The following is a 15,663-nucleotide window of genomic DNA, read 5'->3' on the forward strand; positions in this document are numbered from 1 at the left end:
AATTTTTGTGGCTGTATGACCTTTAGTAATGACAACGTATGTATCGCGCAACTGAGTAATAAAAATATTAAATGATTATGCAAACAATTCCTATATTAAATCTATAAAAAACATTATAATAGTGAGAAATATGAAATATTTTGTCGAATTAGTAATGATTGAATAGTAAACTGATAGTATTGGTTGGTTTTAAATAAGAATTTAAGTTTGAATATAAATAGATATTTTCAATGAAATGGAGTTCGTTTTTATGTTGAAGGAACAAACGAGGTATTCTCGACTTGCGAATATAACTAAAATGATTAATACAAAGCTGGATTTACGTGAAGTTTTAGAGCAAGTCACAATAGCAATTTCTGAAGAAATCGTTCAATGCGATTCTGTTGGTATATATTTACCACAGGAAGATGGGACGTTTAGGGGGTATGTAGGAAAACCGGAAGTTATTAATGGATGGACACTGGATATGCATGTCATTGATACAGATATTGATCTGCTGGCGAAAGAAGTAATTGAAACAAAAAAAGCCATCTATATACCTGATACATCAAAGGATAGTAGGCCGGATCCAAGAGCAGTGGAAGGGTTTCGAATTAAATCTTTATTCGTACTTCCTATCTCTTTTGAAGAAGAGTTATTTGGTCTAGTTTTTTTATTTGATTATGGAATTCCCATGAATTTAACAGAGTCAGAAATTCAAACAGTTGAGGCATATGTGAATATGGCGGCTGTTGCCATTCAAAATGCGAACAATTTAACTCATAAGGTAAACCTTATTGCTGAAAAGCAGCTCTTGCTTGATGTGACACGGGATCTATCTATGTGTTCCTCCATGCAGGAAAGTCTGGATACTTGTTTTTCTTATTTGGGAAAGGTTTTAGGTAATTATAATATCGGGGTTCATTTACTAGAGCCTTTAGCTGAGAAAAGAATTAGACCAGTGAAATTAAGTAAGGATTCCGAGTGGACAGAAGAAGATTGGATGAAGACACACGATAAGATACAATTTGATCAAAGCAATGATAGAGTTACGCAAGAAGTTATTAAAACAAAAAAACCAATCTGGATTCCAGATGTTTATGCGGATTCGCGGCCAAACCATGATGTTTGTCGTAATTTTGACATGAAGGGACTTTTGATGCTGCCACTGGTTTCAATGGGAGAGGTATTAGGGCAAATATCTGTAGTCAATCTAGGTGATAGTAATTTCAATTATTCTGAAGCACAAATACAGCTGTCACAATCTATTGTCGATGCAACTACCTCTACGCTATCGAATCTTCTATATATGGAAAAGCAGGAAGTCATTATCGAAGAGAGAACCTCAGAAATTACCGTGAAAAATAAGGAACTGGAACGAGTAATAACGGAATTGCAGCAGCTTAGCCGTGAGAAAGAATTGATTCTCAATTCTGCTGGGGAAGGGATTTTTGGTTTAGATCTTGAAGGGAATATAACCTTCTGTAACCCGGCTGGTGCCTCCATGTTAGGTTATGATATGGAAAATGAACTAATAGGAAAACCATCCAGTATGGTTTTCAACGGAATTGAAACAGGAAAGAAAAAGCAGGCTATTTCCGATTGCGATGAGAGTTGGAATCTGTACGATAAAACCGAGCAATTTTTTAGAAAAGATCGATCCCGCTTTCCGGTGGAATATGTCATTTCTTCTATAAAAGAAGAGGCCGAGATTGTCGGAGAAGTTATTACCTTTAAAGATGTAACGCAACGGAAACAAATGGAGGAAGAAATAAAATATCATGCCTATTTTGATAGTTTAACGGATTTACCTAACAGAGTTTTATTAAAGGACAGGCTAACCCAAGGGCTGACATATGCTCAATTAAATGCTGAAAAATTAGCAGTTCTGTATTTGGATTTAGACAGGTTTAAATTTGTGAATGATACACTTGGACATAGCTTCGGTGATTTATTACTACGAGAAGTTGCAAATCGGTTAAGTGCTTGCGTCTCTAAAAGTGCTACGGTATCGAGGCAGGGCGGGGATGAATTTACTATTTATTTACCTAATATCAAAAGCGAAAAAGAAGTGTTAAAGGTAGTAAATCGTGTCATTGATTCTTTTTCAAGGCCTTTTCAGTTAGTAGACAATGAAATCTATATGAAAACGAGTATTGGTATTAGTATATTTCCTGATAACGGTGATACAACTGAAATCTTAATTAAAAATGCAGACACAGCTATGTACAAATCTAAAGAAATATCAGGAAGTAGCTATCATTTCTTCAGTGAAGGGATGGATACCAGAACCTTTGAAAGCGTCAAGCTAGAAAATGATTTGTATAAGGCTTTGGAACAAGAGGAACTTGAAATCTATTACCAACCGCAAATAAATGGTAAAACGAATAAGATTGAGGGAGTAGAGGCTTTAATTAGGTGGAACCATCGAGAACATGGGATGATATCGCCTGATCAATTTATCCCAATAGCTGAAGAAACCGGATTAATAGTCCCGATAGGTGAATGGGTTCTGGAAGAGGCCTGCAAGCAATTAAAGAAATGGCACGATCAAGGATTTCCATTAATTAGTATGTCGGTGAATTTATCTGCACGTCAATTTGAACAAAGTGATTTATTTGCTGTCGTAAAAAACGTTTTAGAGAAAGTAGAGCTATCACCGAAGTATATACAACTAGAACTCACGGAAAATTTAATTGTTAAAAATACAGAATCAACTTTAAAAACAATGAAGAAATTAAAAGGGCTAGGAATAAACCTCGCTATTGATGATTTTGGCACTGGTTATTCATCTTTAGGGTATTTAAAAAGCTTGCCTATTTCAACGTTGAAAATTGATAAATCCTTTGTTCGTGATATGACAAAAGATGATGCAGCCATTACGAATACTATTATTACGCTGGCTAAGAATTTGAATCTTGATGTTATTGCTGAAGGTGTTGAGACAAAGGAGCAGGTCGAATTTTTATCTGCACGAAATTGTTATTTGATGCAAGGGTATTTTTTCAGTCGTCCTATAACGGCTGAAGACATAGAAAAACTTTTTAATAGAGAAAATCAATTTTAAATGAATGGGGAATAAACATGAGAGCAGCTCGAAATGTATTAGAATATTTAATAGCTAATGAAGTTCAACATATATTTGGTATTCCAGCCGGTTCTGTAAATGCGTTTTTCGATGAGTTGTATGATATGCCTGAATTAACACCAATTGTAGCAAAGCATGAAGGGGCAGCATCCTATATGGCTGCCGCTTATGCGAAATATACAAATCAGCTAAGTGTATGTATTGGTTGTAGCGGACCAGGTGCAACAAATCTTGTAACAGGCGCTGCCAATGCTATGCGGGAGCATTTACCCGTTTTATTCATTACAGGTGCTGTACCCATGAATACGGTAGGTTTGAATGCATCACAAGAATTAGATGTAGAACCAGTCTTCAGGTCTGTTACAAAATATAGCGTTACGGTTAATGATGTAAAAGATGTACTTAAAGAAGTCGCGCTAGCTATCGAAATAGCTATATCCGGAGTGCCAGGACCTGTCCATGTTGCGATACCGATTGATATTCAACACGAAAATATAGAAAGTGTTGGAATGCCATCACTTCCTAAAAGACTTCCTATTGTTCCTGACCTAGATACAATAAAAGAAACAGCTAGAGAGCTAGTAAAAAGGGAGAAGGGCTATATTTTTGCAGGACAGGGAATAAGAAACTCTGTTGAGTCATTAATAGAGGTGGCAGAACTGCTGAATTGGCCGATTATAACAACTCCACAAGCAAAGGGATATATCCCTGAGGAACATCCTCTTTTAGTCGGGGTGTTTGGATTTGCTGGTCATGAGGCTGCTTCAGCGTTGATTAATGAGGGTGATGGAAAAGCATTATTGATTGTAGGTTCCAGCTTGGGAGAAACTGCGACAAATAATTATAATGGAAACTTAATAAAAGATCGCTTCTCTGTTCAAATGGATTTTGACCAATCTGTCTTTAATCGGAAGTACAACGTGGATATTCCAGTACTAGGCGATATAAATTTAAGTTTATTATTGTTAATAGAAGAATTAAAAGCTTTAGGATTGCAAAAGGAGAGCGCTGAGCTTACCGCTGAAAAGAAAAAAGAGGAAGAGAATACGGAGGAATACAATACGAAAAATGTTCTCCTGACCCTTCAAAAATGTTTACCGTCAACTACTAGGTATACCATTGATATTGGTGAGTTTATGGCGTATGTTATCCATCACATGAAGGTCATAGATTTTGACTCCTATAATATTAATGTGCATTTTGGCGCAATGGGAAGCGGGATTGGTTCAGCGATTGGTTCAAAACTGGCTGAACCGGAACGCCCTGTTGTATGTATTACGGGTGATGGTTGTTTCTTCATGCACGGAATGGAAATACTGACGGCAAAGGAATACAATTTGCCAATTTTATTTGTTGTGATGAATAATGCCCGTTTAGGGATGGTATATCATGGTCATTCGCTACAGTTTCGTAGGACTCATCCATCCTTCGAACAGGAATCCATTCATATTAGCGCAATGGCCGCGGCTATGAATATCCCAAGTTACAGAATCACTGAATTAGAAGATATCAATCAAGATGTTATAAACGGCTTAATGAATTCAAATGGGCCAGCAGTTTTAGAGGTTGCTTTAGTCGATAACAATACTCCTCCTATGGGAGATAGAGTTAAATTTTTATCGTCTTTCGGAAAATAAAGTTGTTGTATTCACCGACTATAAAAAAATCATATAGGGAATCCCTATATGATTTTTTTTATAAAGATTGATATGAATCGTGAATTTTCTTCAGAATTGTTCCGATGATCTGCCCCTTAAAGGCATCTGGAATTGCTTCTCCAGATGGATTTGAGTAATAATATCCGTGTTCTTCATCGCAAGAGAACCCAAAGTTTGTTAATGATTGCTGTAGGGTCTTTGGCAATTCCTCTAATCCAGTTTGTTCAGTGAAATAGTCGGTAGGAAAAATTTTTACATCAACATCTCCTAATCCAGTATGAACAACAAATAAGTCTTGTCCATCTCGAACAACCCACTGCTCTTTAGAAAATAAAGAAATTCTTGCTCCCTCTAAAGAGGATATCGCATCTAAGTTAATACCAAAAATTTGATTGATAAGTTGGCGAATCTCTATTCCTGTAACCTTTTCTCCGTAACGGGAAAGGGTAGAATCTATGGCCATTTTAGCAATGTTTTCAGTTGAGGAAACTGCTTCTGCCATTATCCATTCTTTGGATAGAACAGGTTTAGTTGTTAAATCAAATTTGAAAATAGACATTACAATGTTACAAATCTCGGTACTAGTTACTTTTCCTTGATAAGAATCAAGCTGTTTGTCCATTAATTCTACTTTTTTCACTCGTTCTAAACCTTTTTTAAACATGACCAACAAACTCCAATCGTAAAAATAAAGTAGGTTTTTTATCCGTAACATAGAAAGAGTTTACAAATTAAATTACGCTTCTGCTGAAAACATAGGCTGGATATTCTCCACTCAACTGAAAGCTCTTAAAATGTTGTTACTCTATTATACTAATTAACATCTGTGTATTGTTATAAAAAAATAATATAGGTAAAGGTGACCCAAAAAGCATTCAAATCCCTTCTTAGGTTTAATCCCCACACGCATTAATCCACCTAAGACTACAAAACCTCCCCCTAAAATGTTAAAGTAGTAACTTAACGACATTCATTTATACATGCTAAAAGCATTACTATAATCAACATTTCAGGAGGAAAAACAATGGCAATGAGCAACAATGATATATTAAAAAGAGTAAGGTACGCTTTAGATATAAGAGATATAGATATGGTAGAAATCTTTAAACTTGGTGGTATGGAAGTAACGAAAGAAGACGTAGTTGATATGCTTACAAAAATAAAGAGAGCGCCTCAGCATGAAGTTGAAAATGATGATGTGGTCGAAGACGAGTACGTATTAACATGCGATATGATGATGTTAGAGGCATTTTTCAATGGATTTATTACTTTAAAAAGAGGGAAGCAAGATCCGAAACCAGGACAACCGGCACCTGTACAAAGCAAAGAGAGTGCGAATAACCTTCTTCTAAAGAAAATGAAAATTGCACTATCTTTAACGAGTGAGGATGTACTTGATATATTAGATAGCGTAGGCGTTACGGTAACAAAGGGAGAACTAGGAGCCCTATTGAGAAAAAAAGGCCATAAAAATTACAAAGAGTGCGGCGATAGATACGCAAGGAATTTCATTAAGGGATTAGGCGTAAAGTATAGAGGGTAACGAGTTTGTTAAAGCGGTAAATGATATAATAGGTAGAGTAGGGCGTTCGTATCCTACTCTTTTTTATTTGTAAAATAATACGTTAGGTGATGAAATGGTACATACATATTTAGGTGAGACAATTAATTTTCATATAACTTATAAAAAGAAAAAGTCGGTGCGTCTTTTTGTAGATTCGTACGGAAATGTGGAAGTGCAGGCTCCAAAGGGAACACCTGTTGAATACTTAGTCCAGTTGCTAGAGGAGAAATGGGATTGGATTCAGAAAACAGGTAAGGAAATGCAAGAGCGAGCGCTTGGACCGCAGGAAAAAGATTATGATCAAGGAGAGGGCTTTCTATATTTAGGAAATACGTATCCGATACAGATTTCTCAAGATGCAAGTATTACGCAAGACAGTGCAGTGTTTGAAGGAGATAAGCTACATATTTATGTGGAAGAGCTTAAGGATGAGAAAATACAACAAGCGTTAAAACGATTTTATTATAAGCAGTGTAAGTCATTAGTAGAGAAGAGTATTAAAGTGCATCAAAGTAACTTCAAAACAAAACCACGTTCTATTCGTATTACAGATAGTAGTCGCACGTGGGGTACTTGCGATTCAAATTTACAGCTAACATTCAATTGGAAACTAGCGATGGCACCACAGCGAGTAATTGATTACGTAGTTGTTCATGAAATGTGCCATATGGTTCATTTAAATCATGATCGATCTTTTTGGCGTCTTGTCGGGAAAATAATGCCTGATTATAAGGAAATGGAGAATTGGTTAGCATTATCTAGTTGGAAGATGACGGTTTAGTAATGCGCTTTATATAGGTTGCGATTATTGGCAATGTGTGTCGGTAAGTCGATATATTTCAAAAATCGCTGATATATTTGGAGTTGCGCCGATATATCTTGAAAATCGCTGATATATTTGGAGTTGCAATCGATATGTTCAATAAAGAAAAAGGAGATGTCACAGCAGACATCTCCTTTTTCTTACTTAGCAATTATCGTCCAAATTTCACAACAAAATCTCCGTCTATTTTCTCCATCTCATACCCACGATACCCCTCCGAAATTAACGCCTGCTGTCCACCAGCATCGCTCATCAGAACGTTCTCAATCTCTGTCCAATCGCTTACCTTGTCCCCACGCAATTCCTTCACAAACACATACCGCATACTACCACCATATTTCTCCTTCAATGCAGCAATCTCCATTCCTTGCGCAAACTTATCCTTCAAACTCGGAATGTTAAAAGGGGCAACGGTGCAACAAACATAGTCGTATTTGCTATCTTCTTTTTGTAATTCGTCCATAATAACTGTCGCTAATATTTTTTGCATCCCATTTCCTCGGCTGTTCGGGTGAACATTTGAGATTTCTTGATAGATAACGCGGTGCAGTTCACTTTCTGCTATACCAATATCAAGTCCTAAATGTTCATCGTCAATAGGAGGGACGAGTAGGGCACGAAATGCGATGAGTTCGTTTTCGATAAAAGCACCGATCATCATGCCATTTCCTTCTAGAATGTATTGAAATTCTTCTAACGAGAGTGGTTGTAGGCGACTTTTATCCTCTAGCGCTTCAACTACAACGTTTTGTAGTGATAAGATTTGATCGATGTGCTCTAGTGATAGTAATGTAACGTGAAATGGCTCGTTATTTTGTTTTAATGATCCTTTGTATAGAACTGTCATGTGTTTAGTCCTCCTTTAGCGTACAACGTCTTGAAAGACGGTTAGTTCTTGTAATGTATCTTCATTTATTTCAATGCCGAGTCCTGGCTTTTCGTTTAAGCGAATAAATGGTACGTCGTAATGCAAGTTTCCGATGTCTTTCGTGAACTTTAATGGACCTGTAAGTTCAACGCTCGTAATGATTTTTTTCGAGAAAGCGACATGGAATCCTGCGGAAGAGGCAACGGATGATTCGACCATGGATCCAACTTGGCATTCAATGCCGGCCATTTCTGCTTGGTGAGCGAGTTTTACAGCGGGATATATGCCGCCGCACTTCATTAGTTTGATATTTACTTTATCAGCCGCGTCTAATTTAATGATTTGGCGCATTTCACGAGAACCTTTTAATCCTTCATCAATCATAAGCGGAAGGTCTGTTTTCGAACGAATGTGAGCCATTGCGTCAATATCGTCTGCGACAACAGGCTGTTCAATCCAATCGATGTTTAAATGAACTAATGAACGAAGTGCCGTTAATGTGTTGGCGCTATTTTTCCACCCTTGGTTTACATCAACACGAATTGCGATATCATTTCCTACACGTTCACGTACCGCTTCAATTCTTTTTACATCTTCGTTTACATTCGTACCGACTTTCATTTTGAAAGATTGATAACCTTTTTGAATCATGGAAGCAGCTTCTTCAGCCATGTCTTCAGGTTTGGCGATACTTAAGACGTGAGTGACAGGGAAGTCTTCATGGTAGCGCCCGCCAATTAATTGATATACAGGTTGATTTAGTTTTTTGCCCATTATATCAAAACAAGCAATATCAATCGCAGCCTTCGCAGTAGGCACACCGTAAATTGTATTGTCCATCATATCGTGTATTTTCTCGATATTCATTGGATTTTGCCCGATGAGCGCAGGAGCAAGTGTATGTTTTAAAGTATGGAAAGTACTTTCCCATGATTCGCCTGTAACGTGATCATCAGCAACACCTTCACCGTAACCGATAATACCTTCATCTGTTTCCATTTTGACGATAATAGAAGGCATATCAGAATAAGAACCATAACTAATAACAAACGGATCGCGAAGCGGTAAACGAATTGCATAAAGATGAATAGCTGTAATTTTCATTAGGTAGAGACCCCTTCCTGTTTACAATAGTTTTGTACATTTGATATAGTTGACGTTAAATAGTCGTTAATTAATGATAAGGAGTTAGAAAAATGATGATAAAAATTGCAGTCGTCGGTTCAAAAGAGTTTATGGAGACACTTTTACCTATTGCTCATAAACTAGAAGAAATAGAGATTGATCCATATATTTACCTTCATCCGGCAGAATCTTCTGAACTATTAACGCGTTTAAAGCCTTGTGACTTCATCTTTTTCTCAGGTGCTTTACCTTATTATATGGCAAAAGAAATAAGAGAACAATTACGAATTCCAAGTACGTATTTACAGCAAGACGAGACCACTGTCGTATCTTCCATTCTTTCTGTCATGTATCACCAAGGAATTCAACCACATAAAATTTCAATTGATTTAGTAGATCGCTCATTCATTACAAATGTGTTCCATGATATCGGTATAAAAGAAAGTCCACAAGTGTTTGATTATGAAAATATGCTGTGGAGTAAAGATGAAATAAATAGAGTTACGGATTTTCATATAGCTAAATATCAATCAGGAGAAGCTCATTTAGCTTTAACTAGTATCCACGCTGTCTATGATGAACTGCAAAAAATAGGTATTCCTTCAGAGCGTATGATAGATCCGAAGCAATCCATTATACATGGGTTAAAAGATGCAAAAATAAAAGCTGAGTTAGCAAAAAGCCATTCAGCTACTGTCGGTGCTTGTATGATTTCTTCTTTAGAATTACGAGAAGATTTGCTTGAGCAATTAGATGCCATTTCAAAAGCACTACATGGTTCATTTAAAAAAGTTGATGAAATGACGTTCATTTTGTATACGACTCGTGGTGATATTGAATCGATTATAAAAACAAATATGATAAATACTTTATTTGCGAGTATAGAAGGAACGATAGCTATGGGATTTGGTTACGGGAAAACTGTGAAAGAAGCGGAGCAAAATGCTAAAATCGCTCAAAGTTTCGCGAAGAATAATCCAATAGACTACTGCTTTTATATACTAACAAGTGATAAAGAACTATTTGGCCCGTTCCCGAAAGAACAGAGAGTACAAAGTTTGAAGAATGAAAATCCGGAACTCATGAAAATAGCGAAGGAAACGAAACTTAGTCCAGCAAACTTATCAAAAATTATTCAATTTAGTCAATCACATCCGTCATTGAAGTTTACAGCAGCAGATCTTTCTGAATACTTACAAGTGACTCGCCGATCAACAGAAAGGTTATTAAAGAAACTAGTTGATTATGGGTATGCTCATATTTGCGGCGAGGAAATGCCCTATCAACAAGGGCGCCCTCGCGCAATATATGAGCTGAATTTACCGTTATCTTTAAGCTTCTAATTGAGCTTGTTGTTTTTTTAGTAGTTCTGCTTTTTCAATGTCTGATAGTTTCGTAATTGTGAGACCAGTTATGCCGTAAAGGATTGAAATAATAGGTACGATGAAATTCAATATAGCATAAGGAGCATATTCGAATGCGCCAACTCCAAGTGTTGCGAGTATAAATACACCACATGTATTCCAAGGTACGAAAACAGAAGTTAATGTTCCGCCATCTTCTAATGCTCTGGATAAATTTTTAGAATGTAGTCCTTTTTCTGTGTATGCATTTGCGTACATTCTTGAAGGAACAACAATTGAAATATATTGTTCAGAGCAAGTAAGGTTAGTTGCAAAGCAAGATGCGATAGTAGAAGCGATAAGTCCTTTTGCTGATGTCGCTAATTTTAAAATTTGATTTACAATTGAGCGAAGAATGCCAGTATGTTCTAGTACTCCTCCGAAAGTCATAGCGACAATTGTCATAGAAACTGTATTCATCATCGAATCTAAGCCACCGCGGTTAAAGAGTTCGTCTACTAGCTTGTTGCCAGTGTCTATGACAAATCCATTTTGGAGTGCACCGACAGATGCGGAGACAGAACCGCCTTGAATAAAGACTTGTGATAAGAATCCTAAAATAATACCTACGAGAATAGCTGGGATCGCAGGAACTTTTTTAGCGACCAATACCATAACGACTACAGGTATAATTAATAGGAAAGGTGAGATAACAAAGTTTTGTTGCAATACTTGTAACGTTTGATCGATGCTTTTTGCATCAATATTGTTATCGCCGAAGCTTCTTCCTAAGAACGCATAAACGATAAGAGTAATAAGTAAACCTGGAATTGTAGTAAATAACATATGACGAATATGTGTGAATAGATCTGTATTTGTTAATCCTGCAGCTAAGTTTGTTGTGTCTGAAAGCGGTGACATTTTATCGCCGAAATAAGAACCGGAAATGATAGCACCGGCAACCATTGGAGCAGGGATTCCCATACTTAGGCCAATTCCCATTCCTGCAACACCAATTGTTCCCATTGTAGACCAAGAGCTACCGATAGCTAATGCAACAATAGAACAAATAATTGTAATTGAAACTAAAAATAGCGATGGAGTTAAAAGATTTAAACCGTAATAAATCATTGTTGCGACGATTCCGCCGCCAATCCAAGCACCAATCGTTAAACCTACTAGAATAATGATAACGATAGCGGGTAATGCGAGGCGAATTCCTTTATACATTGCTTCTTCAATATCGTGCCATTTGTAACCGTAACGCCAAGCGACGATAGAAGCAACGGTAGTACCGATAATAAGTGGGACGTGAGGGCTTTGTTTTAATACAACAATTGTAACCATCATAACTGCAACTGTAACGATAACAGGGATCATTGCTACGCCAAAAGGTATTTCTTTTTTCATAAACTGCCTCCTCATTATTTATGTTTGTATTTTTAGAATTGTCGCAAAATAGACGTTATTAAATTATAATAACTAAAAACTGATATGAGCGTCAATAAAAAACAGAAAATAAGGAATGTTCTATCGTTATGGAATGAGTGGAAATGAGTTGTTGATCGTATTTAAAAATAAACAATTGACTTTTTTCTTAAAATTCAATATGTTCATAAAAACATCTGTTTTTCATAAGTATAATTAACCTGAATGGTTTTGGAATTTGGGAAGGAGAATGTAGCTTTGAAAACATTAGAACTACAAGAGCGTTTAACTGAAATTTTTCAGCATTTACATGAAAACCCTGAAGTGAGTTGGAAAGAGTATGAAACGACAGCGTATATTACTAACTTTTTAAAAGAAGAAGGAATTTCATATAAAATATTTGATGATTGCCCAGGCGTGATTGCTGAAATCGGAAGCGGGAATCCAGTTATTGCGATTCGTGCAGATATGGATGCACTTTGGCAAGAAGTGGACGGAGAATTTAAAGCGAATCATTCATGTGGTCACGATGCTCATATGACAATTGTGATGGGGCTTATTTTACAATTGAAAAATATGAGATGGAATAGTGGAACAGTTAGATTTATTTTTCAGCCGGCAGAGGAAAAAGGAAATGGTTCTTTAAAGATGGTAGAGAAGGGTGCCGTGGATGATGCAGATTTCCTATTCGGTGTTCATTTGCGCCCGATTGAAGAACTACCTTTGAAACAAGCTGCCCCATCTATTCGTCACGGAGCAGCAGGATTTTTAGAAGGAACGATTCATGGAGATGATGCACATGGGGCACGTCCGCATCAAGGGATTAATGCAATTGATGTCATTTCTATGATTAATATCGGTTTAAAAAATATATGGTTACCACCGCAAAGTTCCTATTCAGTGAAGATGACGAGGTGCCAAGCTGGTGGAGATAATTTAAATATTATTCCGGGGAACGGCCATTTTAGCTTAGATGTTCGAGCAGAAAATAACATATTACTAAATGAATTGAAGCAAAAAATAGAGCGAGTAATTCTGTCGGCTGAATCAATGGGATCTAAAGTATCGTATGAATGGATCGACCTCGCACCAGGAGCTGAAGTGTCAGAAGAAGCTGAGCGCTTTATGCGAAAAGGCATTCTTGAAGTATACGGGGAAGAGGGATGCACTGGACCACTGTATACGACAGGAAGCGATGATTTCCATTACTACACAGTGAAGAGACCGCATTTAAAAGCTGTCATGCTTGGACTAGGGGCCAATCTACAACCTGGATTACACCATCCGTATATGAAGTTCGATCATAGTTGTATTATGGATGGAGTAGAAATATTGAAACAAACTGTATGGAAAGTATTAGAGGACAGGGGCTAGAGAGCTCCTGTTTTTTTTTGTAGGAATTTGTCGGTAAGTCGATATTCCTTGTCGAAACGTCGATATATTGAAAGAATCGTTGATATATTTGAAGTTATGATAGATATATTCAGAAAATCGTCGATATAATTTCACGTATCAGTTAATCCAATGAAAAATGAGTCTCCAGTACATGGTGTATAATAATAAGTACCATTTCTTAATAGGAGAAAATCAATGAACGAACAATATTATGATGCAGTTTTAAATATAAAAACTGTCGGTGAGCAAAAGGGCTTTAACAAGTCTATGCACTATCATCGTTATGAACCAACGCCATATAGCGGATTAGATGAACTATTAAATCAATATGAAATAAGAAGTAGCGACCGAGTTGTAGACTTTGGATGCGGAAAAGGACGATTAAACTTTTACATGCACCATAAGTGTGGCGCTTCAGCGGTTGGAATTGAAATGAATGAAGAGTTTTATAAAGAAGCAATGGATAATCTAGAGCGCTATGCACGAAAGGTAAGAAACAGTAAAGATAAGATTGGGTTTGAATGTTGTTTAGCGCAGGAATATGAAATCGATCCACGGGATAACCGGTTTTATTTCTTCAATCCATTTTCTGTACAAGTATTTATGAACGTAGTAAATAATATTTTACTTTCGGTAGAAGAGACGGAGAGAGAAGTCGATATTATTTTATACTATCCTTCTGAAGATTATATTTTCTTCTTGGAGAATCAGACTGCGTTTGAGCTAAAGAGGGAAGTAAGGTTGCCTGGGGCTTATGAGAAGAATGGGAATGAGAGGTTTTTAGTTTATACATTAAGATTATAAAAAAAGCAGGTGCCAAGGCACCTGCTTTTTTTTACTCACGTCTATATAATTAGTTACGGATTAAGTAATCAAATGCACCTAAAGCTGCGTTTGCACCTGAACCCATAGAGATGATGATTTGTTTGTACGGATTATTTGTACAGTCACCTGCAGCAAACACTCCTGGTACGTTTGTAGCGCCGTGCTTGTCTGTTACGATTTCACCGCGAGCGCGTTCAACTGTTTCGCCTAACCAGTCTGTGTTTGGCACAAGACCGATTTGTACGAATACACCTTGTAATTCAACGTGATGAACTTCTTCAGTTTCACGATCGATGTAAGAAATACCGTTTACTTTATCAGTACCAGTGATTTCCTTCGTTTGAACGTTTTTCAGAACAGTTACGTTTGGTAAGCTGTTAAGACGCTCTTGTAATACAGCATCAGCTTTTAATTCTGGCATGAATTCAAGAACAGTTACATGCTTAACAATACCTGCTAAGTCGATAGCTGCTTCAATACCAGAGTTACCTCCGCCGATAACTGCTACGTCTTTTCCAATGAATAATGGACCGTCACAGTGTGGGCAGTATGCTACACCTTTATTTTTGAACTCAGCTTCACCTGGTACGCCAACGTTGCGCCAGCGAGCACCTGTTGAAACGATTACGCTCTTACTTTTCAGAATAGCGCCGTTTTCAAGTTCCACTTCAATAAGTTCTTTTTTCTCTAAACGTTTTGCACGTTGTAGATTCATTACATCGATGTCGTATTCTTTTACGTGCTCTTCAAGGCTTGCTACTAGCTTAGGACCTTCAGTGCGTTTTACGCTGATGAAGTTCTCAATACCCATAGTATCCATTACTTGACCACCGAAGCGCTCAGCAACGATACCAGTACGGATGCCTTTACGTGCTGCATAAATTGCCGCACTTGCACCAGCAGGGCCGCCACCAACAACAAGAACATCGTATGGATCTTTATCAGAAAGCTCTGATGCATCTGGACCGTTACCCATTTTAGCTAAAATTTCTTCAAGTGTCATACGACCGCTTCCGAAAGATTCGCCGTTTAGGAAAACTGTTGGTACTGCCATGATGTCTTTGCTTTCTACTTCCTCTTTGAATGCAGCGCCATCAATCATAGTATGTGTAATACCAGAGTTTAGAACGCTCATTACGTTAAGAGCTTGTACAACATCAGGACAGTTATGACAACTTAGGCTGATATAAGATTCAAAATGATATTCGCCTTGAATGTTTTTAATTTGATCGATTAATTTTTGTTCAACTTTTGGAGCGCGTCCACTTACTTGTAGTAAAGCTAACACTAATGAAGTAAATTCGTGTCCTAATGGAATACCAGCGAATACGACACCAGTGTCTTCACCAGGGCGATTTACGCTAAAGCTTGGTGTTCTCTCTAATTCAACTTTTTCTACTGTAATCTTAGATGACATAGTAGCTAATTCGTCTACTAGAGCTAACATATCTTTAGATACGTCGTCGTCTCCAGCGCTTACTTTAAGTAAAATATCGTTCTCCATTAACTGAAGGTATTGGGATAGTTGTGTTTTTATATCTGCATCTAGTATCATTTTGATCGAACT

At 37.2% G+C, this 15,663-nt stretch carries 12 protein-coding genes; 7 read left to right on the top strand and 5 right to left on the bottom strand.

The features are described 5' to 3' along the window. Positions 1 to 250: 250 nt before the first annotated feature. Together MHB74_RS01965 and MHB74_RS01970 are read left to right on the top strand one after the other, a co-directional pair. Positions 251 to 3,046, top strand: a complete 2,796-nt coding sequence (locus MHB74_RS01965) for an EAL domain-containing protein (protein WP_061678078.1) — start codon at positions 251 to 253, stop codon at positions 3,044 to 3,046. A 17-nt stretch (positions 3,047 to 3,063) separates the two neighbouring features. Beyond that, a complete protein-coding gene (locus MHB74_RS01970) occupies positions 3,064 to 4,704 on the top strand; it encodes a thiamine pyrophosphate-binding protein (RefSeq protein WP_061678077.1) in 1,641 nt (546 codons plus the stop codon). A gap of 58 nt (positions 4,705 to 4,762) precedes the next feature. Here MHB74_RS01970 and MHB74_RS01975 read toward each other — a convergent pair whose 3' ends face one another. Continuing rightward, positions 4,763 to 5,389: a hypothetical protein gene (locus MHB74_RS01975; RefSeq protein ID WP_061678076.1), complete on the bottom strand. Its 627-nt coding sequence runs from the start codon at positions 5,387 to 5,389 to the stop codon at positions 4,763 to 4,765. A 360-nt stretch (positions 5,390 to 5,749) separates the two neighbouring features. Between MHB74_RS01975 and MHB74_RS01980 the strand changes: the two genes are divergently transcribed. Beyond that, complete coding sequence (locus MHB74_RS01980; protein WP_061678075.1) at positions 5,750 to 6,268, top strand: YehS family protein; 519 nt, start codon at positions 5,750 to 5,752, stop codon at positions 6,266 to 6,268. Positions 6,269 to 6,362: 94 nt separating this feature from the next. After that, positions 6,363 to 7,070: a M48 family metallopeptidase gene (locus MHB74_RS01985; RefSeq protein WP_061678074.1), complete on the top strand. Its 708-nt coding sequence runs from the start codon at positions 6,363 to 6,365 to the stop codon at positions 7,068 to 7,070. A gap of 193 nt (positions 7,071 to 7,263) precedes the next feature. Here MHB74_RS01985 and MHB74_RS01990 read toward each other — a convergent pair whose 3' ends face one another. Both MHB74_RS01990 and MHB74_RS01995 read right to left on the bottom strand, forming a co-directional pair. Further along, the gene (locus MHB74_RS01990; RefSeq protein WP_061678073.1) at positions 7,264 to 7,959 is read right to left on the bottom strand and encodes a hypothetical protein; all 696 of its coding nucleotides are present in this window, start codon (positions 7,957 to 7,959) and stop codon (positions 7,264 to 7,266) included. 15 nt (positions 7,960 to 7,974) lie between these two features. After that, positions 7,975 to 9,084, bottom strand: coding sequence for a mandelate racemase/muconate lactonizing enzyme family protein (locus MHB74_RS01995; protein ID WP_061678072.1), 1,110 nt, complete (start codon positions 9,082 to 9,084; stop codon positions 7,975 to 7,977). A gap of 92 nt (positions 9,085 to 9,176) precedes the next feature. On the opposite strand from MHB74_RS01995, the gene MHB74_RS02000 reads away from it, so the two are divergent. Then, on the top strand, positions 9,177 to 10,448 hold the full coding sequence (locus tag MHB74_RS02000) for a hypothetical protein (RefSeq protein WP_061678071.1): 1,272 nt from the start codon (positions 9,177 to 9,179) through the stop codon (positions 10,446 to 10,448). Here MHB74_RS02000 and nhaC read toward each other — a convergent pair. Beyond that, on the bottom strand, positions 10,437 to 11,858 hold the full coding sequence (gene nhaC / locus MHB74_RS02005; RefSeq protein WP_061678070.1) for a Na+/H+ antiporter NhaC: 1,422 nt from the start codon (positions 11,856 to 11,858) through the stop codon (positions 10,437 to 10,439). The two genes, MHB74_RS02000 and nhaC, sit on opposite strands and share 12 nt — an antisense overlap. 276 nt (positions 11,859 to 12,134) lie before the next feature. Here nhaC and MHB74_RS02010 point away from each other — a divergent pair, with 276 nt between their 5' ends. Next, positions 12,135 to 13,250: a M20 peptidase aminoacylase family protein gene (locus MHB74_RS02010; protein WP_061678069.1), complete on the top strand. Its 1,116-nt coding sequence runs from the start codon at positions 12,135 to 12,137 to the stop codon at positions 13,248 to 13,250. Between the two features lie 216 nt (positions 13,251 to 13,466). Beyond that, positions 13,467 to 14,075, top strand: coding sequence for an SAM-dependent methyltransferase (locus tag MHB74_RS02015; RefSeq protein ID WP_061678068.1), 609 nt, complete (start codon positions 13,467 to 13,469; stop codon positions 14,073 to 14,075). A gap of 49 nt (positions 14,076 to 14,124) precedes the next feature. Here MHB74_RS02015 and ahpF read toward each other — a convergent pair whose 3' ends face one another. Further along, positions 14,125 to 15,651 (bottom strand): alkyl hydroperoxide reductase subunit F, encoded by a 1,527-nt coding sequence (gene ahpF / locus MHB74_RS02020; protein ID WP_000599491.1) that lies wholly within the window; start codon positions 15,649 to 15,651, stop codon positions 14,125 to 14,127. Between the last annotated feature and the right edge of the window lie 12 nt (positions 15,652 to 15,663).

Origin of the sequence: Bacillus sp. FSL K6-0069, assembly GCF_038007785.1 — a bacterium.
GTDB lineage: Bacteria > Bacillota > Bacilli > Bacillales > Bacillaceae_G > Bacillus_A > Bacillus_A mobilis.